This window comes from Streptomyces sp. (assembly GCF_019510245.1).
Taxonomy (GTDB): Bacteria; Actinomycetota; Actinomycetes; order Streptomycetales; family Streptomycetaceae; genus Streptomyces.
Genome location: NZ_JAEKKT010000133.1, coordinates 204,372 through 223,173, shown reverse-complemented (window position 1 = coordinate 223,173; position 18,802 = coordinate 204,372). Strand labels below are relative to the sequence as shown.

Sequence of the window (18,802 nt, the reverse complement as noted above, 5' to 3'; positions counted from 1 at the left end):
AACATAGAAGAGCTGAAGACGATGCAGTTCGGCCGGATCGCCGCCCGCGTCTGGGACCGTCCTTCGCACAGCACGTCGGAACGGAGGAAACGATGACCGACAACCTCAACACGTACCCGGCCACGGACGGTGTGGCGCCCGACCGGTGGGCAAGCACCCTGCACCTCTTCGACGACGGCGTCGGCGGACCGCACGAGGAGAGCACCGCCGAGCGCTGGGAGCGGGCTCAGCTGCTGTTCGGGGCCAGGGACTACATCGGCGCGGCTCGGCTGCTCTCCGACGTCGTCCAAGAGGCTCCTGAACAGACGGGCCCGAGGCTGTTGCTGGCCCGTGCCTACTACCACTCCGCACAGTTGCGGCGCGCCGAGGAACAGCTGCGCCGGATCGTCGAGCGTGATCCGGTGGAGCACTACGCCCACCTGATGCTGGGCCGGACCCTGCAACGCCAGGGCCGTCAGGACGAGGCGCAGCCGTGGCTGCGTACGGCCGCCGCGTTCGCCGGAGAGTTTCCCGACGACGACTGAGCGGCCGATCGCCGTTCATGGCGGGGTTCGGAGCACGGCCGAGCCGGTCCGGGGTGCTCGTGCCGCCGGGAGAACAGAACGATCACGCCTGTTCGTTTCTGTTCTCCCGGCGGACATCGGTGGTCTCCCTAGTCAGCGGTGGCGAGGGTCAGCGTGAAGCCGGCGTCGGGGTCGGCCCAGAGTTGTCGGGTGCGAAGGCCCGCTTCGGCCATCTCGGTCCGCAACCCGTCGACGGTGAACTTCGCGCTGCGCTCGGTGATCCATTCCTCGCCGCGTGCGAAAGGCACCGCCAGGTCGAGTCCCCGGACCTTGACGAGCTGCTCGACGCGGCTGCGCAGCCTCATCTCGATGTGACTCTCCGCGCTGTTCCACACGGATACGTGGTCGAAGGCATCGGGGTCGAAGTCCGCGTCCAGCTCGCGGTTCAGGACGTACAGCAGGTTCTTGTCGAACTCGGCCGTGATGCCCTGGGCGTCGTCGTAGGCGGCGGTCATCTCGTGTTCCGGCTTGACCAGATCGGCGCCGATCAGGAGGAAGTCCTCGGGGCGCATGATGTCCCGGAGCCCGCGCAGGAAGGGGCCGCGGGCGGGACGCCGGAAATTCCCCAGCGTGCTGCCCAGGAAGGCGATGAGCCGTGGGCCGTCCTCGGGCAGCGCCGGCAGGACGAGCGGAGTGGTGAAGTCGGCACGGAGGGCGTGCAGCCGGATCCCCGGGTAGTCCTGGACGAGTTGGGCGCTGGCCTGGTGGAGCGCGTCCGCACTGACGTCGACCGGAACGTAGCTCAGGCCGGTCGGCCCCAGCGCCTCGATGATCAGCTTGGATTTCGTGGAACTGCCGGACCCGAGCTCGACCATGGTCCGGGCTCCCGTGCACGCGGCCACGTCCTGGGCGTGCGACTGGAGCAGCCCCAGTTCCGCCCGCCACAAGGGGTACTCCGGAAGCTGGGTGATCTCCTCGAAGAGTTCGCTGCCCCGGGCGTCGTAGAACCACGTGGGCGCGGTGGACTTGGGGGTGCTGGTCAGCCCGCCGTGGATGTCGGCGCGAAGTGCCTTGGCGTAGTGCTCGGCGTCGAGGGTGTCGGTGTAGCCGTAGGGGTGAGCGCTGGTCATGATTGCCTCATTTCGGTCGACGTCCTGCCGGTGATTGCCTGGAGTCACAGCGCGAACCGGCAGTCAGGGCCGGAGCGCTGCGTGCGGCGACGCGACCGGGGACGAGTGGTCACCGCTGAGGTGACAGGACCGGTGCGGGGCGCGGTGATCGCCGCGCCTGTGGGCAGTTCGAAGGTGGCGGTGAGGCCGGTCGGGACATCGGCGCGCAGCGCGGTGTCCGTCGCGTCCTGCAGCAGGGTGCGGGTGACACGGAGGGGACTCACGTACAGGGCTCCTTAGGGGGTACCGATGCCAGGTCCTCGACCGGGGCGAGTACGACGCCCGCGCGGCTCGCGGTGAGCAGCGTGCGGTCGGGGACCTCCTGCCAGCGCGGGTCGTCGTCGTACGGCTCGGAGGCGACGGCGGTGCGCAGGCCGGGTTCCGCGAGGTAGTGGAGGCTGTCGCCCCACGCGGTGGCGGTGATGGTCTCGCCGTCGGTGAGGAGGAGGTTGAGCCGGGCCGCGGGTGCCGCCTCGGCCACCTGCTGAACCGTTTCGGCAAGAGCCGGGCCCGGCTCCGTACCGGACCGCAGCCGGTGCAGGGCCAGTGCCCAGACGAACGCCGAGTCGGTGCGGGCCTCCATCGACAGCAGGTCGGCCGGGGGCAGCAGCGGGACGAGCGGCGCCAGCGACTGCGGCCAGCCGGGCACCGCCCCGTTGTGGCTGAACAGCCAGCGGCCCGCCGCGAACGGCGCCGCCGCGGCCTCCGCGTCCGCGCCCGCCAGGGTCGCGTCCCGGACGGCGGCCAGCAGCGCGCCGGTGCGCACGACCCGGGCCAGGTCGGCGAAGGACTGGTCGGCCCAGATCGGCCCGGCGCGCCGGTAGCGGGCCGGCTGCGGATCCGCCGGGGCGTACCAGCCGACCCCGAAACCGTCCGCGTTGACCGTCCCGTACCGCTGCCGCCGGGGTGCCCAAGACTGCCGGTAGAGGGAGTGCTCGGGCTCCACGAGGAGCCGGCCGAGCGGCTCCTCGGGCCCCAGACAGGCCAGGTGACGACACATCAGGCGTCCTCCGCCGAACGGGCCGTGCGGAAACCGGAGAAGATCTGCCGCCGGATCGGGTAGTCCCAGTTGCGGAACGTCCCCCGGCACGCCACCTGGTCCACGGCGAACGAACCGCCGCGCAGCACCTTGTACTCGGGGCCGAAGAACACCTCCGAGTACTCCTTGTACGGGAAGGCGGTGAAGCCGGGGTAGGGGAGGAAGTCGCTGGACGTCCACTCCCACACGTCACCGATCAACTGCCGTACGCCCAGCGGGGACTCGCCCTCCGGGTAGCTGCCGGCCGGGGCCGGGCGCAGATGCCGCTGGCCCAGGTTGGCGTGGTGCGGCGCCGGCTCCGCGTCGCCCCACGGGTAGCGCCGGGACCGGTTCTCGCCCGGGTGGTGCCGGGCGGCCTTCTCCCACTCGGCCTCGGTGGGCAGCCGGCGCCCGGCCCAGCGGGCGTAGGCGTCCGCCTCGTACCAGCACACGTGCAGCACCGGCTCCTCGGGCGGTACGACCTCGGTCACCCCGAACCGGCGCCGCAGCCACTGACCGCCCTCCCGGTGCCAGAACTGCGGTGCCGAGATGGAGTGCTGCCGGATGTGCGCCCAGCCGTCGGGCGTCCACCAGCGCTCGTCCTCGTAGCCGCCGTCCTCGATGAACGCCAGGTACCGGCCGTTCGTCACCGGGGTGGTGTCGATCCAGTAGGGCGCCACCTCCCGCCGGTGGGCGGGGCGTTCGTTGTCCAGCGCCCACGGCTCGGTGGAGGTGCCCATGGTGAACGGGCCGCCCGGGACCAGAACTTCCGCGGGGCCGGTGAACGGCGGTGCCGGAGCCGGATCCGGGGCGGTCAAAGCCTGCGGGCCCTTGCGCAGCTGGTGCGTGATCAGCATCGTCTCGTCGTGCTGCTGTTCGTGCTGCGCGATCATCCCGAAGGCGAAGCCCGCCTCGGTCAGCCGGGTGCCGCTGAACGCCGCGCCCTCCAGCAGGTCCAGGGCCCGGCCGCGCACCTCCGCCGCGTACTGCCGTGCCTCCGCGGGCGCCAGCAGCGGCAGCGAGGGCCGCTCGGAGCGCGGATGCTCGAACGCGTCGTAGAGGCTGTCGATCTCCGGGCGCATCGCCTCCCGGCCGCCGACGTTGCGCAGCAGCCAGAGCTCCTCCTGGTTGCCGATGTGCGCGAGGTCCCAGACCAGCGGGGACATCAGCGGGGAGTGCTGGGCGGTGAGGTCGGGCCCCTCCACGCAGCTGGTCAGCAGCGTGGTGCGGTCACGGGCCGTGGTCAGGGACTTCAGTGCCCGCGCCCGCAGGGTCTCGATATCGATGTCGACGTCGGTCTCGGTCATGCGCTGATGTCCTTCCCAAGGGCGCGGCCGGCCGTGCCGCGCAGTCGGTCCAGCAGGTCGTCGGCCGGGCAGCGGCCCCGCAGCACGTACCGGTCCCGGTACGCCGCCACCGCGTCCATGACCACGGAGCTCGCGCCGATCCTCGGCAGGGCCTCCAGCGCCGCCGCGAAACAGGCGACGGCCGCCTCGTGCAGCTCCGGGTCGCGGAGCCCGGTACGGGCCGCGTCGATCCACAGCGGGTTGTTCGGTGCGGGCCGCGGCCCCGCCCGCTCGGCGAGCGGTTTCACCGTCCGGTACGCGGTCTCGGCGGCCTCCGGGTCGTCGAACAGTGCCGCCGTCACCGCCAGCGGCACGATCCACCCGTCGTCGCCGGGCTGCGCGTCGATCATCCGCAGCTCCAGATGGCCGCGCGGCCTGACCGGCGGGAACAGCGTGGTGAGGTGGTACGCGAGATCCGCGCCGGTGGGCGCCCCCGACCGGGTCCAGGCCCGGAAGGTGAGGCCCTCGGGAACCTCCCAGGGGCCGGTCTCCCGCCGCAGGCACATCACCGGCGCGTCGAGGACGTGCCGGGCCCAGGCGGTGCGCGGGTCGCCGTCCAGCGGGGGCCCGCCCGCGCGGCCCGCGCCGATCTCCATCCACAGCAGCTGCCGGGTGGAGAGCCAGCCGGTGGGCCGGTGCCCGACCAGCGGGGAGTTCGCGAACGCGGCCACCAGCACCGGGCCGAGCTGATGGGCGAGCCACCAGCGCCGGGTGTACCCGAGCGGGCCGGGCTCCTCGTGGCCGGCGTCCAGGCAGACCTGGACGGACGCGGAGGCGCACATCATGTGGCGACCCGCGGTGCCGGTGCGGTCCAGGCACGTCTCCATCGCGTCGTAGCGCGGCTCGCGCAGGTAGCGGCGGGGAGTGTGCCAGGGCTCGTGACCGACGCCCACGAGTCCGAGGTCCTGTTCGGCGAGGACCTTGCGGACGGCGTCCAGGTCGGCGGAGACGGTGCCGACGCACTCCGTGAGGGAGGCGGCGGGCGGCGAGCTGAGCTCCAGCTGGCCGCCGGGTTCGACGGTGAGCGCCGACCCCAGGGGCACCGTGCGCAGTGCGGCGTAGGCCGCTTCGAGTCGTTCGGGTGTCACCGGGAGCTGCGGCCTGCGCAGCTCGTGGACCAGCCATTCCACTTCGACCCCGAGGGTGCGGGGCGGGCCGGTCTTGAAGCAGATGCCCTTGACCAGGGCCTCCACCTCGGCTTCGGTGACAGCCGTGCGGTCGTCCGAGAAGTCGGTTCTCACCGACCCGCCGGTACAGTCGCCGCTGTCGGATATTGAGTCGGACATGTCGGGATCCTCCTGAGATTCCACCATGCCACCGTCCCGGCCGTGGATACGTCCGGGGCGGCATCGTCCGTCCCACCCAAGACCTTCACGCCCATTCGCACAAGGGCACCTATCGGCACGTTCTGGATCGGTAACCTCTGCTTCCTCGCTGCTTCGTTGCCTGTTTCCGGCCGTTTCAGGCCGTCGAAACTCCGTTGCACGGCACCACCAGCATCGCCCAGGATGCGTGCATGAGCACGACGGGGGAGGCCGCGCGGGCCGCGGCCATGGCGTCCACGGGGGTGGCGCCATGAGCGCGCGCCTGCGCGGCATCGCACGGCAGACCGAAGAGATCGTGGCGGCGGGGAGCTACCGCGCGCCCGACGGCCGGCAGGTCCTCCTGGCCGCCGACATCGCGGCCGCACGGGCGGGGACGCGGCTGTTCGGACCGGCACCGGTGCCGGTCCCGGATCCCCTCCCGCCCGCATCGGACACCGTCCTGGAGGTCACCGGCGAGAGCAGCCTGGAGGCCGCCCGCCGCCTCGCCGACGCCCCGGTGGCCGTGCTCAACTTCGCCTCGGCCCGCAATCCGGGCGGCGGCTACCTGAACGGCGCCCAGGCGCAGGAGGAGGCCCTGTGCCGCGCCTCCGCGCTGTACACGTGCGTGCGCGAGGCCGCCGCGTACTACGACCACCACCGCGCGCACCGCGACCCCTTCTACACGGACCGCGTGATCCACTCCCCGGCCGTCCCGGTCTTCCGCGACGACCGCGGCGCGCTGCTCGCCGAGCCCTACCGCGCGGGCTTCCTCACGGCCGCCGCCCCCAACGCGGGTGTGATCCGCCGTACGGTTCCGGAGCGGACCGGCGAACTGCCGGGGGCCCTGGCCGTACGGGCCGGACGGGTGCTGGAGGTGGCCGCCGCGCACGGGTACCGGCGACTGGTCCTCGGCGCCTGGGGCTGCGGGGTCTTCCAGAACGACCCCGCACAGGTCGCGGACGCCTTCCGGGGGCTGCTGGGACCCGGCGGACGGTTCGCGGGGACCTTCGAACACGTGGTGTTCGGGGTCCTGGACCGCACGCCGGGATCCGTGGTCCGGGCCGCCTTCGCCGAGGCCTTCCGGACCGCCGGGGTCTGAACGGCACCGCGCCCCGTCAGGGGCGCTGGGGGCACCCCCGGCCGGAGGCCGGGGGAGGAACTGCGCGACCAGCCCCCACCGGCCCGCGGTGCACGAACCGCGCGACCGGCGGAGCGCCCGGTTCACTGCCAGCCGTACCGCTCGTGCAGCCGGTGGCGTACGAGGTTGAAGCGGCCCCGGTCGAGCGCGCAGGCCTCGCGGCGCATGCCGTCCTCGTGCAGCCGCAGGACGCGGTCCACGTCCACCCAGGAGTCGCGCCCGGTGCGGTCCCACGGCCCGCTGCCGATCGCCACCCACTCACGGTCGTTGTCGTGCCGCTTGCTGGACAGCTGGACGGCGAGCAGGGTGCCGGCCGCCTCCCGGGCGACGACCAGCACCGGCCGGTCCTTGCCCCGCCCGTCGTTCTCCTCGAAGGGCACCCAGGTCCACACGATCTCACCGGGGTCGGGGTCGCCGTCGTGGGCGGGGGAGTACTCGGTACGCACCGTGCCGACCTGGTGGGGGTCGGCCTCGGTGGTCGCGGTGGGGCCGTACCGGCCGGGGATGTTCTCGTCGTCTGTAAACACAGTCACGGGGGCACCCTAAGGGGCCTCAGCCTGCGAGAACACGCGGGGTGCCGGTGCGGCGCAGCTCGCCCTCGATCAACTCGGCGGTGACGTCGGGGCGTTCGAGGTGCGGAAGGTGTCCGGCCTCGGGAACCGGCGCGAACCGGCCCTGCGGGAAGGCCTTCGCGTAGGCCGCGCCGTACGCGGGCGTGACGATACGGTCGCTCTCGCCCCAGATCAGCAGTGCGGGCTGCCGTACCCGCCCCAGCCGGGGGAGCAGCTTCGGGTCGGTCATCCGGCCGCCGTCCGTGAGCAGCCGCATCGTCGCCATGTTCGCCTGGCGGCGGGCGAGTTCGGCGGCGGGGAGGGTGGCGGGGTCGACGTAGAAGCGGTCCGGGTCGTGCCAGGAGTGCTCGGCCTGGGCGCGCGGGTCCAGTGCGAAGAAGTCGGTGACCTGTTCGCCGTCGATGTCCGCGCCGACCGCGTTGATCAGGACCAGGCCGGTGATCAGGCCGGCCGTGTCGCGTATCGCCATCTCCGCGGCGAGTTGGCCGCCCAGTGAGGAGCCGATGACCAGGACGTCGCTCGACTCGCTGTCCTGGAGCAGGTGGAGGTAGGCGACGGCGAGGTCGTCGACACTGGTCAGCCAGTCGGGGCGCGGTGTGCCGTCCCAGCCGGGGTGGACCGGGGTGATGGTGTGGGCCGACTCGGCGAGGCGGGCGGCGAGTCCGGCGACCGTGGCGGGGCCACCGCCCCCGTGGAGCACGAGCACCGGGCGGCCGGCACCGGCCTCGGCGAGGGAGACGGGCAGATCGGGGTACACCTGGGCGATGCGGTTCGTCGTCATGCCGTCCAATCTAACTAAGGATGTTTATATAAACAAGCTTAGTCGTGAGTTAGGATGGAGCCATGCAAGACGACCTGCAGGTTCTCGGAAGAGCGGTGAAACAGGCCCAGTACCGGCAGCACCGGGCGATGGACAGCGCGCTCTCGGCCGTCGGCACCACCCTCGCGCAGTGGGACGCGCTGCGTGCCATCGACCGGTCCCCGGGCGCCTCGGCGCGCGAGCTGGCCGCAGCCACCTTCCAGAGCGAGCAGGCCTTCGGCACGCTGGTGGGCCGGCTGGCCGCCCAGGGACTGGTGGAGCGGCGACCTGGCCACGGGCGGCGGATCCAGCACCGCCTCACCCCCGACGGGGAGCGGATGCTGGCGGCCGGGCACACGGTGGCCGGCGAGGTGCTCGCCGGCTGCTTCGCCGGGCTGTCGGCGGCGGAGCGGGCGACACTGCTGGAGCTGCTGCTCCGGCTCAACACGCAGGAGTGAGCACAGGGGTGCCCCCGGCCGCGGCCGGGGGCACCCCTGTGCTCCGGATGTTCCGGGGCTGCTTACTCGCCGCCCTCCTCCACCTGCACCTTCTGCGACTTCGGGGCCGTTACCCCGTTGAGGGCCGGCGAAGTCGCGCCCGGCGTCTGCCCGTTCTGGTTCATCGACGCGAGCAGCTGGCGGGCGAGACCGAGCCCCGTGCCGCCCATGGTGAGCGCCTTGGCGAACAACTCGGCCATGCCGTCGGCGCCGTTGAGCAGCACCATGTTGTCGACGTTGCCGAAGGCGGAAGCCCCGGCCTTGACGATCTCCGGCCAGTTCTCGGCGAGTTGCTGGGCGACGACCGCCTCCTGGTTCTCCGCGAGGGCGGCGGCACGGGCCTTGATGGCCTCCGCCTCCGCGAGGCCCTTCGCCTTGGCCGCCTCGGCCTCCGCCAGCCCCCTGGCCTGCGCGGCGGCCGCCTCGGCCTCACCGGTGGCCCGGGTCGCCGCCGCGGTGGCCGTACCCCGGGACTTGGTCGCCTCGGCCTCGGCGCCCGCGGCCGCCTTGACCCGGGTCGCCTCGGCCGCCGCCGCCAGCTCCGTCTCCTTCGCCTTCGCCTGGGCTGCCGAGATACGCGCGTCACGCTCGGCCTCGGCCAGCGTCCGCTTCTCGTAGGCTTTGGCGTCGGCCGGCTTGCGGACGTCCGCCTGGAGCTGCTGCTCGCGCCGGTGCGCCTCCAGTTCGGCCACCCGCGTCTCCTGGACCACGACCTCCTGCCGGGCGGCCGCGTCCGCGAGCGGACCCGCCTGACGGGCCTGGGCGGCCGCCTTGTCCCGCTCGGCCTGGTAGCCCGCCTGGAGGATCTCGCTGTCCCGGGTGGCCTCGGCCATCCGGGCGAACGACTGCTGCTCCGCCTCGGTGGCGAGCCGGTTCGCCTCCGCCTGTGCGATCCGCGCGTCCCGCTGCACGGCCGCCGCGTGCGGCATCGCCAGGTTCTGTATGTACCCGGTCGGGTCCTCGATCTCGTGGATCTGCAGGGAGTCCACGATGAGCCCCAGCTTCTCCATCTCCGTGCCGCAGGCGGCCCGGGTCTGCCCGGTGAGCTTGTCCCGGTCGCGGATCATGTCCTCGACCGTCAACCCGCCCACGATGGACCGCAGATGACCCGCGAACACGTTGTGCACCCGCTCGGACATCATCTTCTGCTGGTCCAGGAAGCGGCGGCCCGCGTTGGCGATCGACACGAAGTCGTCGCCCACCTTGAAGATGACCACACCCCGCACCTTCAGCGGAATGCCCTGCTGGGTCACGCAGTCCACCGACAGCTCGGTCTCGTTGAGATCCAGGGAGAGCTTGCGCACCGCCTGCACGCCCGGCAGCACCAGCGTGCCCCGCCCCGTGACGATCCGGAACCCCATGCCCTCTTCGAGCCCTTCGGTCCGATGCTTCGAACCGGAGATGATGAGCGCCTCGTTCGGCTCGGCCACCCGCCACATCATCTTGAACACACCGATCAGCACGAGAACGGCGAGAACCGCCACCCCCGCAACGACGCCGACAACCATCGGCATACGCCCCCTTTGAATGGTGCCCTTTCGGCACCGAACGAAGGGAGTGTGCGCCCGCGCGAGCGCCGGGTGAAGACGCTGGCGGATCCTTGTTGCAATCTTGACGCACAGGGCCCCTCACCTGGGGCTATGACCGCTCAACTGTCGTACGCGGGCGTGACGTAGACCGTGCGTGGCGGCAGGTACTCGACCACCATCACCACCGTGCCCCGCTCGATCCGGCCGGTGCCGTCGGCGGCGTACGCGAGGAAGTGCTCGGCGCCCCCGCGGACCCGGACGATCACCTCGCCGACGAGCCCGGGCCCGACCGTTCCGCTGACCCGCCCCACGCGCCCGACCATCGACGCATCGTCCATGGTCAGAGGGTACGGGCAGGTCAAGCGACGGGAAAGTGGCCTGCTCCTATGCCGCCGGGGCGTCGACGGCCGTGGCCTGCGGCGGCCAGAGCTCGTGCCAGCGCAGCTCGGCCTCCAGCTGGGCGGCGAGGGAGACGAGCAACGGCTCGCTGTCCTCGGGCCCGAGCAACTGCGCGCCCACCGGCAGCCCGTCCCCGACGAACCCGGCCGGCACGTTCACCCCCGGCCACCCCAGCACGTTCCACGGCCAGGCGTAGGGGCAGGCGGCGATCATCGCCCGGTCGGTGGCGAGCTGACCCAGCTTCAGCAGCGCGCCGACGCGGGGCGGGGGAGCGGCGGTGGTCGGCGCGAGGATCACGTCGTACGACGTGAAGAAGGCGCCGATCCTGGCCCGCAGGGCGGCCTCCGCGCGCCGGGCGGCTCGCAGCGGGGCGCCGCCGAGCAGCCGGCCCAGGCGGGCCGCCTCCAGGGTGCGCCGGTCCAGGAGGTCCGGATGCGGTGCCTCGCGGACGCGCTCGGCGATCCCGGCCGTGGCGCGCGGGACGAAGGTGAGCCCGATCCGGCCGTAGGGCGGGTCGGCCTCCTCGACGGTGTGGCCCGACGCGGCCAGCAGGTCGGCGAGTTCGAGGACGCGGGCGCGCACCTCCGGCTGGAGACGGGCGGGCAGCGCGGTGAACGGCGGCTTGAGGGAGAGGGCGATGCGCAGCCGCCCGGGGTCGCGGCCGACCGCGTCGAAGAGGGTCAACGGGGCGGGCCGGTGCGGGTCCTGCGGATGGTTCCCGCTCGCCGCGTCCAGCAGCAGGGCCGCGTCGGCGACCGTGCGGGCCAGGGTGCCGTTGACCGTGATGCCCTGGAAGGACTCGCCGCGCGGCCAGGTGGAGATGCGGCCGCGCTGCGGTTTGATGCCGACGAGGTGGGTCCAGGCGGCCGGGATGCGCACGGATCCGGCGCCGTCCGAGCCGAGCGCGGCGGGCACCAGTCCCGCCGCGACGGCGGCCGCCGACCCGCCCGAGGACCCGCCCGGAGTGTGGAGCGGCTGCCACGGGTTGCGGGTGGCGCCGAAGGCCGGTCCCTCGGTGAAGGGCCACTGCCCGAGCTCGCACGTGTTGGTCTTGCCGACGATCACGGCCCCGGCGGCGCGCAGCCGCCGTACCGCCTCCCCGTCCTCCGCCGCCGGCGCGAACTCGCCCGGGCAGCCGAAGGCGGTCGGCTCGCCGGCCACGTCCGTGTCGTCCTTGACCGCGACCGGTACCCCCAGCAGTGGCTGGCGAACCCCGGCGGCCAACTCCCGGTCGGCCGCGTCCGCTTCGGCGAGGGCGGCCGTACGGCGCACGATCCGGAAGGCGTTGAGGCTGCCCTGCGTGGCCTCGATGCGCGCGAGACACTCCTCGACAAGCTGACGTGAGGTCAACTCCCCGGTGGACAGGGCTCGTACGGACTCGGCGAGACCTGCGGAACGGTCGTGCGGCATACGGTGACCCACCTCCGGGGCGCAGCGTTTACCGGAGAGTAACGTCGATCTCGCTTCCTCGGGACAGGTTTCGCACAGCCGGCGTCCAGCTGCGCCCCAGTCCTGCGCACAGCATTGACGTGCACCTGCCGCGACTCCTACTTTCTGCGTCGAATTATCGAACCGAGTTCGAAATGCCGGACGCATTGCTGTGTCCGGGTCTGCACGAGCCCCCCGGAGAGCCGCCGTGACCCCACGTCCCCCCGACCCGTCCCGTCGCACCCTGCTGCGCGCGCTGGCCGCCCTGCCCGTGACATCCCTGGCCCTGGGCGAACTGCCCGGCCTGCTCGGCGCGGCCGAGGCCGCCGCCCCCACGAGCGGCTACGCCACCCGCTACACCATCGTCCCGTTCCTCAACAGCGACGACGGCACGGTGAACGTCTACCAGTCCGACGACGCCACGGACTTCCGCCTCCTGCAGGCCTCGGCCTACACCCCGCCCGGCAACCGCATCCGCGACGCGAGCATCTTCAAGCACACGGACGGCTTCTACTACGTCACCTACACCACGCACACCTGGGAGGACGAGAGCACCACGATCGGCTTCGCCCGCAGCGCCGACCGGGTCGACTGGACGTTCCTGTACGACTGCACGATCCCCCTCACGAACCTGTCCCGGGCCTGGGCGCCCGAGTGGTTCGTGGACGGCGACGGCAGTGTCAACGTCATCGTGTCCTGCTCGACCACGGACGACGAGTGGATCTTCACCCCGTACGTCCTGACGGCGACCGACTCCGCCCTCACCGCCTGGACCCCACCGGTCGCCCTGTCCGGCATCGGCCCCAACCACATCGACACGTACATCGTGAAGATCGGCTCGACCTACCACGCGTTCACGAAGAACGAGACGGCGAAGTACATCGAGTACGGCACGGCCACCAGCCTCGAGGGCCCGTACACGATCTCCAGGACCGGCGACTGGGCCGGCTGGGGCAGCTACCGCGAGGGCCCCTCCGTGATCCAGCTCGACAACGGCGCCTGGCGGATCTTCTTCGACGGCTACGGCGACGGCAACTACTACTACAGCGACAGCTACGACACGTTCGCCACGTGGTCCACGCCGACCGCCCTGCCGACCCTCTCGGGCACGGCCCGGCACTTCACGGTGATCAAGGAACCGGTGCCGGGCGGCCCCTCGTTGACGAAGAACGCGACCCGCTCCTTCCAGTCGGTCAACTACCCCACCAGGTACTGGGAGGAGGTGTCCGCCCTCCTCAACCTCCCGGTGCTGACCGGCTCCAGCGCGACCGCAGACAAGCAGGCGGCCACCTTCACGGTCGTCGCGGGCCTCGCCGACGCCGACGCCTGCTCCTTCCGCGACGCCTCCGGCAACTACCTGCGCCACTACGGCTTCCGGGGCCGCTTCGACGCGAACGACGGCACCACGACGTTCGCCCGGGACGCCACGTTCATCGCCCGCACGGGCACCACCGGCGGCTCGGTCCGCTTCGAGTCGTACAACTACCCGGGCCACTACCTGCGCCACTACGACTACCAACTCCGCGTGGACATCTCGAACGGCACCGACCTGTTCCGCCAGGACAGCTCGTTCGTGCCGGTGACGGCCTGGGCCTGAGCCGTCCCTGTGCGACGGAGTGAGCAGGTGTGAGGGGGCGGGCCCCGGGCGATCAGTTCGAACGGGGGCCTGCTCCCGAGGCCCGGTGGCGGCGTCACCCGAAAGGTCGAACGCACCACAAGTGGCAACACTGCTGTCGCTTTCGGACAGTAGGAACCATGAACCGTCACCGACGCCCATCCCGGCGTGCCCCGTGGATCGCGGGCGGTGCAGCCGTGCTCATCTTCGGTGGCATCGGAGTCTGGGCGTTGGTGACGCAGGAGCACGGCACGCCCCGGCCGACGCCGTCGGGCCTCACACTGCCCACGCCGCCCCCGACGCCGGCACCCACCCCTACGCCGTCCAGCAGCCCTCCCCGGCAACCGGCACCGTCCAGCAGGCGGCCCCAGCCGACACAGGGCGGGACGACAGCCGCCCCGCTGCCGCCACCCGAGCCGAAACCTACGCCGAAGCCGATGCCGACTCCGGCACGGTCCTCGGCAGCCGAGCCGCCGGTGACGATTCCACCGACGGCCACCCGGGTGCCGCCGGTGTCACCCGCATCGCCGGTGCCACCGGTGCCACCGGTGTCGTCGGTCCCGCCGGGGACACCGACGGGGCCTCCGAGCGCGCCTGCGACGCCGCCTCCCACGTCGCCCGCGACGCCGCTCACGAGACCGCCGTCGACGCTGTCTGCGACGCCGCCCGCGTCGCCGCTCACGAGACCGCCGTCGACGCTGTCTGCGACGCCGCTTCCGAGACCCCCGTCGGCGCCGACGCCGCCCGCGACGCGGCCGCCGGGGGTGCCCTCGACACTGCCTCCGACCTCGCCCGCGACGCCGCTGCCGAGGCCGGGGTCGACGCTGTGGTACACGAGCCCGGCGGCGACGGCCGCTGCCAGGCGTATGGCGGCCGCCGGGGTGGTCGGTGACCCTGCCTGCTCCCTGTCGGCTTTCGGCCGGCCGGATCCGGCGCTGATCCCGAGGGGCGTGACGTCGGTGGGCACCGGACAGGCCGACGGGTACTGGTGCCTGATCTGGCACCGTGACCCGTGAAGGCCGCCCCGGGCACCGGCGCCCGGCAGGGTGCCGTCCACCCGGCCGGTCCTCTTCGCTCGGTCCGGACCCGTCAGCGGCGCGGTCCGGTGACGGCGTAGGCGGTGGTGCCGGACAGCAGGAGGACCAGGGCTGTCCATGTGCCCGCCGCCGTGCCGGGAGGCAGCAGCATCCAGGCGGCCACCTCCATCGCCGTGTTCGTCGGGGCCGGTGCGAAGGACGCCAAGGACAGCCAGGCGAACGGCAGCGCCCACGCGTACGGACCGCCCGAGAGCGCCGCGGCCAGTGCGGCCAGCCCCACCAGGCCCGCACTGTCCCGGACGACGAACTCGGCGGCGGCCAGGTCCCTCCCCATGGTCTGCACCGCCAGCAGCACCGCGGCGACGGCCACGCCGGCAAGCAGCACGTGCGCGGCCCTGCGGGGCACCCAGCGGATCGCGGCGGTCCGGTCCAGTTCGGTGTCCTGCCCGCCGAGCCCGGTCGAGGCGGCCATCGCCCCCGTGGCGAGGACGAGGGCGGGCAGCCGCGGATCAGCGGGCGCCCCGCCGCCGTCGCCGGCGAGTGCCCACGGCACCACCGCGCCGGTCACCGCCGCGGCGAGCGACGCGGGTACCCGGCGCGAGCGCGCGTACAGCATCAGCCACCTCATCGGGACGCACGGCCGGTCAGCGCTCCGAGCACGTCTCCCTTGCACGAGAACGCGGCCTTACGCATCGCGTCGATCCGCGCGAGCTGCTCGGCCCGCGGCAGCGCCTCGAGTTTCCGCCACACCGGGCGGGCCGCGGTGTCGCCGTAGTGGCGCAGGCTCGGCGACGAACCGGGCAGCGACCTGAGCTCCCCGAGGACCCAGCCCACCGCGACGGTACGCGCGACGTCCTCTTCGCCCGTGCCGCTCCAGCCGACGGGGGAGCACCCCGGCACCATGCCCTCGCCGGCAAGGGCCCAGGTCAGCTCGTCGCCCTTCGCGGCGGCGATGACGTCGTCGTCGAAGTCGACGGGCACCACCCGTCTCGACCACTTCGGCGTGGCTCCCTCCGGCAGCACGGTGGTGTCTCGCGGACGGTCACCGGCGCCCGGCTGCCGAGGGCGGCGTGCAGCAGGTCCAGCGCCTTTCTGCCCGGACCCGCGACGTCGGCGAGTTGTGCCTGGTGCGTCCTGGTCACACACACCGGGCCCGCGCACACCGGTTCGGCGGCGGCCTTGTCGAGGACGTACATCCGGCTCGGGGCCGAGGGGAGGACGAGCAGGGCGATCGCCGCGCCCGCCAGGACGGGCGCCAGGGCGAGCAGCCGGGCCCGCCGGGACGCGGCGACCAGCAGTGCGAAGCCGGTCGCGGCCATGCCGAGCAGCCAGATCGTCTGCCCGAGGTGCACGGCGGGGGAGAGCGTGTGGAGAGTGTCGCGGACGTCCTGCACCGCCGGGGACAGCAGCGAGATCCGGTTCGGCTCGGTGCTCGGGACCCCCGACGCCGTGGCCGTCTGCGTCCGGCCGAGCGTGGTCTGCATCAGCGCCGTGAACGCGAAGGCGCCCACGGCCGTCAGGGGTGGGGTGAGCACGGACGGCAGGGCGCGCGCCGCCCCCATGCCGAGTACGGCTCCCGCGGCGAGGGACAGGGCTCCGACCAGCGAGATCGGCAGCCATCCGAGGTGCGTGTACTCGCGGGGCAGCAGGGGGCAGGGCAACCGCAACCTGTCAGTAGCCGACGGTGAAACGCTCGCCGATGTGCCGTGGCTGTTCGATCTCGTCGAGCAGGGCGACCGCGTAGTCCTCGGCGGAGATGCGGCTGCTGCCGTCCTCGGCGATGATCAGGTCTTCCTTGGCGATGCGGTAGACACCGGTCCGCTCGCCCGGCTCGATCGTGGCAGCGGGGCTGAGGCTGGTCCACCGCACATCGCTGACGGTGCGGCAGAAGTCCAGGGCGTCCCCGTGTGCGTGCATGATCTGGAGCAGGAACTCCGGCAGGCCTTCCGCGTCCCAGACCTGCGTGCCGTCCGGCCTGCGCAGGGAACCGGCGCCGCCGACCAGCACGAGCCGGGGTGCCGGTCCCGCCAGGCTGCGGACGCCGGCGACCAGGGATTCGACGCCGGGCCTGATGGTGGCGATGTGGCCGGGCCCGTCGCCTCCGCCGACCGCGCTGATCACGACGTCCTGCCCCTCGGCCGCCCCGGCGACGGACTCGGGATCCAGGACGTCGCCGGTGACCACGGTCAGGCCGGGGTCGTTCCGGGTGAGCTTCGCCGGGTCGCGTACGACCGCCGTGACCGTGTGGCCGCGACGGAGCGCCTCGTCCAGGATGCGGGATCCGATGGTGCCGGTGGCGCCGAACAGGGCGATCTTGGACATGCGAATGAATCTCCGGTTCCCGTTGACCGTCTCCGGGTTCGCAGACTACCGAGACCTTTCGGGACGGACGTGAGGCACCGGTCCGCTCGCCGCGATCACGACCCGTTCAGGCGACACCGTCCGGCCGGGCAGGTACCGGCCGCGTCCAGGACGCAGAGCGGCTCAGTCCATCCCGCCGAAGACGATCTGGTCCCAGTCGATGACGGATCCGGTCACCACTCCGCTGCGGTCGGAGAGCAGGAGGACGACGAAGTCGGCGATCTCGTCGACCTGGCCGAGCTTGCCCATGGGCTGGGCCGCGGCGGCCTTCTCCCGCCAGTCGTCGCCGGCGTCGTGGAAGGCCCGCTGGACGGCGTCCTCGCCCTCGGTGTCCGTCCAGCCGATGTTGAGGCCGTTGATGCGGATCCTGTCCCAGCGGTGGGCGTGGGCGGCGTTGCGGGTGAGCCCGGCAAGGCCTGCCTTGGCAGCGGAGTAGGGGGCCAGGAACGGCGGTCCGCCGTGGGCGCAGTTGGAGATGATGTTGACGATGGTGCCGGGCGCCCTGCGGGCCTTCATGTCGGCGACGGCCGCCTGCATCGAGAAGAACGGCGCCCGCAGGTTGATCGCCATGTGCTGGTCGAACAACTCGGGTGTGGTGTCCAGGAGCGAGCCGCGCGAGGTCAGCCCGGCCGCGTTGACCAGGCAGTCGATCCTGCCGTGCGCGTCCAGGGTCCGTACGACGGAGTCGCGGGCCTGCGCCGGGTCGGCGAGGTCCGCCCGTAGGAAGAGCGCGCCGGTGTCGGCGGCGAGCTTCTCGCCCACCTCGGCACGGCGGCCGGTGAGGACGACGGTCGCGCCCTCGCGTACGGCCGCCCGTACGATGCCGGCGCCGACGCCCTGGCTGCCGCCGTTGACCAGGACGACCTTGTCCTGAAGAAGTGCCATGGGTGCGGTGTTCCTTTCAGCCTCGGCGGCGCTCGGCGCCGGCCCGGAGTTCGTGCGCCAGCCGCTCGGTGGTCCAGCCCTCGTCGACGGCCTGCCGGAGGGTGTCGGCCTGGGACGGCGGGGCGAGGCCGTCGACCGGCGGATCGAGGTCCAGGTTGGTGGGGAAGGGGTAGCCCTCGGCGGTGGCGGCGACCACGCGGTGCAGCCAGTCCTCCGAGACGCCCTCGGCCTTGCGGCGCAGCAGCACCGGGAAGAGGGCGTTCGCCATCGCCTCGCGGTCCACCGACTCCATCGCGCGCCCGAAGGCGGAGGAGATCTGCAGCAGGTTCGCCATGCGGCGGATGCCGGTGGAGCGGTTGTGCCCGGCGGCGTGGAAGAGCGCCGGGTTGAAGAAGGCCGCGTCCCCCTTGTCCAGGGGGAGCTGGACGTGGTGGGCGTCGAAGTACGCGACGAACTCGGGGAGCCGCCAGGCGAGGTAGCCGGGCTCGTACTTCTGGGAGTGCGGGAGGTAGAGCGTGGGCCCTGACTCGACGGGCATGTCGCAGTGGGCGACGGCGCCCTGGAGGGTCAGGACGGGGGACAGGCGGTGGACGTGCGCGGGGTAGGCGGCCGCGCGTTCCTGCGAGAGGAAGCCGAGGTGGTAGTCACGGTGCACGCTCTGCGCGGCGCCGCCCGGGTTGACGACGTTGACCTGTGAGGTGACCTGGTAGGCGGGGCCCAGCCAGGCCTCGGCGACGAGCGCGACCATGTCGTTGGCGTAGTAGTCGGCGAACACCTCGGGCGCCCGGACGGCCACCTTGTCCAGGGCGTTCCACACGCGGTCGTTGGCGCCCGGCTTGGCGAAGTGGTCGCCGCGGGCGGCACCGCTCGCGCGCTCCGCCTCGATCAGCGCGCTGAAGGCCTCGGTGGCCCGGTCCACGACGTCGGGGTCGGCGAACGCGCCCTTGAGGACGACGATGCCGGGGCCGTCGAGCAGCGCCCGGACCAACTCGTCCCGGACCTCGCGGCGGCCGTCGGCGGTGGCGGTGAGAGTGCGGAGCCGGTCGCTGTCGTAGAGGGGCACGTTCTGCTCGACACCCTCCGCCGAGGGGTGGTCGGCGGCGTCGGTCGCCTGCTCGACGAGCGAGCGGAACGCGTCGAGGTCGCAGTCGGCCTCGATCAGCCGAGTCCGCCGTGTCGTGGTCCGGGAGGGCATCCGGGTC

The 18,802-nt window shown here is 72.7% G+C and carries 21 protein-coding genes; 4 read left to right on the top strand and 17 right to left on the bottom strand.

Features of this window, described 5'->3' with window-relative positions:
• Positions 1 to 92 precede the first annotated feature (92 nt).
• Positions 93 to 524, top strand: coding sequence for a tetratricopeptide repeat protein (locus JF597_RS18865; protein WP_293996067.1), 432 nt, complete (start codon positions 93 to 95; stop codon positions 522 to 524).
• Between the two features lie 128 nt (positions 525 to 652).
• Here JF597_RS18865 and egtD read toward each other — a convergent pair whose 3' ends face one another.
• Genes egtD through egtA form a run of 5 tightly spaced genes read right to left on the bottom strand, consistent with a single transcriptional unit; the run spans position 653 to position 5,322 of the window.
• Entirely contained in the window at positions 653 to 1,633 is a 981-nt protein-coding gene (gene egtD / locus JF597_RS18860) for an L-histidine N(alpha)-methyltransferase (RefSeq protein WP_293996065.1), read from the bottom strand.
• A gap of 44 nt (positions 1,634 to 1,677) precedes the next feature.
• Positions 1,678 to 1,896: a hypothetical protein gene (locus JF597_RS18855; RefSeq protein ID WP_293996063.1), complete on the bottom strand. Its 219-nt coding sequence runs from the start codon at positions 1,894 to 1,896 to the stop codon at positions 1,678 to 1,680.
• Positions 1,893 to 2,672, bottom strand: coding sequence for an ergothioneine biosynthesis protein EgtC (gene egtC / locus JF597_RS18850; RefSeq protein ID WP_293996061.1), 780 nt, complete (start codon positions 2,670 to 2,672; stop codon positions 1,893 to 1,895). The genes JF597_RS18855 and egtC overlap by 4 nt, the downstream gene beginning before the upstream one ends.
• Positions 2,672 to 3,997, bottom strand: coding sequence for an ergothioneine biosynthesis protein EgtB (egtB, locus tag JF597_RS18845; protein WP_293996059.1), 1,326 nt, complete (start codon positions 3,995 to 3,997; stop codon positions 2,672 to 2,674). Before egtB ends, egtC begins: the two co-directional genes overlap by 1 nt.
• A complete protein-coding gene (gene egtA, locus JF597_RS18840; RefSeq protein ID WP_293996057.1) occupies positions 3,994 to 5,322 on the bottom strand; it encodes an ergothioneine biosynthesis glutamate--cysteine ligase EgtA in 1,329 nt (442 codons plus the stop codon). Before egtA ends, egtB begins: the two co-directional genes overlap by 4 nt.
• Before the next feature lie 289 nt (positions 5,323 to 5,611).
• Here egtA and JF597_RS18835 point away from each other — a divergent pair, with 289 nt between their 5' ends.
• Positions 5,612 to 6,439, top strand: a complete 828-nt coding sequence (locus tag JF597_RS18835) for a TIGR02452 family protein (RefSeq protein ID WP_293996055.1) — start codon at positions 5,612 to 5,614, stop codon at positions 6,437 to 6,439.
• A gap of 122 nt (positions 6,440 to 6,561) precedes the next feature.
• On the opposite strand, the gene JF597_RS18830 is transcribed toward JF597_RS18835, so the two are convergent.
• Positions 6,562 to 7,011, bottom strand: a complete 450-nt coding sequence (locus JF597_RS18830) for a type II toxin-antitoxin system PemK/MazF family toxin (protein WP_293996053.1) — start codon at positions 7,009 to 7,011, stop codon at positions 6,562 to 6,564.
• Positions 7,012 to 7,030: 19 nt separating this feature from the next.
• A complete protein-coding gene (locus JF597_RS18825; RefSeq protein WP_293996051.1) occupies positions 7,031 to 7,831 on the bottom strand; it encodes an alpha/beta hydrolase in 801 nt (266 codons plus the stop codon).
• Positions 7,832 to 7,893: 62 nt separating this feature from the next.
• Between JF597_RS18825 and JF597_RS18820 the strand changes: the two genes are divergently transcribed.
• Positions 7,894 to 8,307 (top strand): MarR family winged helix-turn-helix transcriptional regulator, encoded by a 414-nt coding sequence (locus JF597_RS18820; protein WP_293996049.1) that lies wholly within the window; start codon positions 7,894 to 7,896, stop codon positions 8,305 to 8,307.
• A gap of 62 nt (positions 8,308 to 8,369) precedes the next feature.
• Here JF597_RS18820 and JF597_RS18815 read toward each other — a convergent pair whose 3' ends face one another.
• The 3 genes from JF597_RS18815 to JF597_RS18805 all read right to left on the bottom strand — a co-directional run bounded on the left by JF597_RS18815 (position 8,370) and on the right by JF597_RS18805 (position 11,684).
• A complete protein-coding gene (locus JF597_RS18815; protein ID WP_293996047.1) occupies positions 8,370 to 9,860 on the bottom strand; it encodes a flotillin family protein in 1,491 nt (496 codons plus the stop codon).
• A gap of 134 nt (positions 9,861 to 9,994) precedes the next feature.
• On the bottom strand, positions 9,995 to 10,213 hold the full coding sequence (locus tag JF597_RS18810) for a hypothetical protein (protein ID WP_293996045.1): 219 nt from the start codon (positions 10,211 to 10,213) through the stop codon (positions 9,995 to 9,997).
• A gap of 46 nt (positions 10,214 to 10,259) precedes the next feature.
• Positions 10,260 to 11,684 (bottom strand): amidase, encoded by a 1,425-nt coding sequence (locus tag JF597_RS18805; protein ID WP_293996043.1) that lies wholly within the window; start codon positions 11,682 to 11,684, stop codon positions 10,260 to 10,262.
• A gap of 226 nt (positions 11,685 to 11,910) precedes the next feature.
• Between JF597_RS18805 and JF597_RS18800 the strand changes: the two genes are divergently transcribed.
• Positions 11,911 to 13,299, top strand: coding sequence for a glycoside hydrolase family 43 protein (locus JF597_RS18800; RefSeq protein WP_293996041.1), 1,389 nt, complete (start codon positions 11,911 to 11,913; stop codon positions 13,297 to 13,299).
• Positions 13,300 to 13,465: 166 nt separating this feature from the next.
• On the opposite strand, the gene JF597_RS18795 is transcribed toward JF597_RS18800, so the two are convergent.
• The 7 genes from JF597_RS18795 to JF597_RS18765 all read right to left on the bottom strand — a co-directional run bounded on the left by JF597_RS18795 (position 13,466) and on the right by JF597_RS18765 (position 18,795).
• Entirely contained in the window at positions 13,466 to 14,284 is an 819-nt protein-coding gene (locus JF597_RS18795) for a hypothetical protein (RefSeq protein WP_293996039.1), read from the bottom strand.
• Positions 14,285 to 14,406: 122 nt separating this feature from the next.
• Positions 14,407 to 14,982, bottom strand: a complete 576-nt coding sequence (locus JF597_RS18790) for a hypothetical protein (protein ID WP_293996037.1) — start codon at positions 14,980 to 14,982, stop codon at positions 14,407 to 14,409.
• Positions 14,979 to 15,335, bottom strand: coding sequence for a hypothetical protein (locus JF597_RS18785; protein ID WP_293996034.1), 357 nt, complete (start codon positions 15,333 to 15,335; stop codon positions 14,979 to 14,981). The genes JF597_RS18790 and JF597_RS18785 overlap by 4 nt, the downstream gene beginning before the upstream one ends.
• On the bottom strand, positions 15,281 to 16,015 hold the full coding sequence (locus tag JF597_RS18780; RefSeq protein ID WP_293996032.1) for a hypothetical protein: 735 nt from the start codon (positions 16,013 to 16,015) through the stop codon (positions 15,281 to 15,283). The genes JF597_RS18785 and JF597_RS18780 overlap by 55 nt, the downstream gene beginning before the upstream one ends.
• Before the next feature lie 10 nt (positions 16,016 to 16,025).
• Positions 16,026 to 16,676, bottom strand: a complete 651-nt coding sequence (locus JF597_RS18775; RefSeq protein ID WP_293996030.1) for an NAD(P)H-binding protein — start codon at positions 16,674 to 16,676, stop codon at positions 16,026 to 16,028.
• Between the two features lie 162 nt (positions 16,677 to 16,838).
• Positions 16,839 to 17,600, bottom strand: a complete 762-nt coding sequence (locus JF597_RS18770; RefSeq protein ID WP_293996028.1) for an SDR family oxidoreductase — start codon at positions 17,598 to 17,600, stop codon at positions 16,839 to 16,841.
• Positions 17,601 to 17,616: 16 nt separating this feature from the next.
• A complete protein-coding gene (locus JF597_RS18765; protein ID WP_293996026.1) occupies positions 17,617 to 18,795 on the bottom strand; it encodes a phytanoyl-CoA dioxygenase family protein in 1,179 nt (392 codons plus the stop codon).
• Between the last annotated feature and the right edge of the window lie 7 nt (positions 18,796 to 18,802).